The sequence below is a fragment of the Aeromonas sp. QDB62 genome, assembly GCF_027705695.1.
Taxonomy (GTDB): Bacteria; Pseudomonadota; Gammaproteobacteria; order Enterobacterales; family Aeromonadaceae; genus Aeromonas; species Aeromonas allosaccharophila.
This window is the reverse complement of record NZ_JAPDCD010000146.1, coordinates 1-623: the sequence shown is the minus strand read 5'-3', so window position 1 is coordinate 623 and position 623 is coordinate 1. Positions and strand designations below refer to the sequence as shown.

Below are 623 nucleotides of genomic sequence, written 5' to 3'. Positions count from 1 at the left end.
GAGCCGGCTGGAATGACGACTATCGGGCTCAGTTATTCTTTGGTTAAAATATCAACAAAGTGTGCTCCCGCCCTGATCCATCGGGCTCAATGCTATCAGGCCATCACTCTTGGCTCTGGCAAACACCTGCCTGAGAATATCGAGGTAATGATTAACGGTATTACCCTTATACCTCTTAAGGAGTTTGGCAATCATTAACTCTAATTTGGTCGTGGTGACCGTAACCAATAGCTCTTTTCCAATCAGCGTCTGAAGTTGCTTTATCTTTCGATAATAGGCCTTAAATGTTGATTGGGCGTACTGGTTTTTCTTGATCGTCAGGTTTTCAGTCAATGCATCTGCAACAGTTTTTCGATCTAGTTCTGTGGCCTGCGGGTTCTTGTCATAGGTCATTTGCTCTCATTCCAGCTAACTCTTGCCAGCAGGTTACGAGCGTTCAAGCACCATGTCAACACATTTCGATCACACATTTTTATGGATGTCAATATTTATATTTACAAATATTTGTAGGGGCTAATATTGACATGGGCGCATGATATGAATTGATACTGCAACGACCCACCGTATTGAGATGGGTTGGCTCCTGCGCCCTGGCTATGGCACCAGATGTCATGCTGTCTGGG

At 44.5% G+C, this 623-nt stretch carries 1 protein-coding gene; it reads right to left on the bottom strand.

Translation table 11 applies throughout. The features are described from left to right. Window positions 1–51: 51 nt before the first annotated feature. Complete coding sequence (locus OKC27_RS22830) at window positions 52–393, bottom strand: site-specific integrase (protein ID WP_270806761.1); 342 nt, start codon at window positions 391–393, stop codon at window positions 52–54. Window positions 394–623 lie beyond the last annotated feature (230 nt).

Coding starts and splice junctions, on each gene's coding strand:
- OKC27_RS22830 (WP_270806761.1), bottom strand. CDS start 393: ATGACCTATGACAAGAACCCGCAGGCCACAGAACTAGATCGAAAAACT.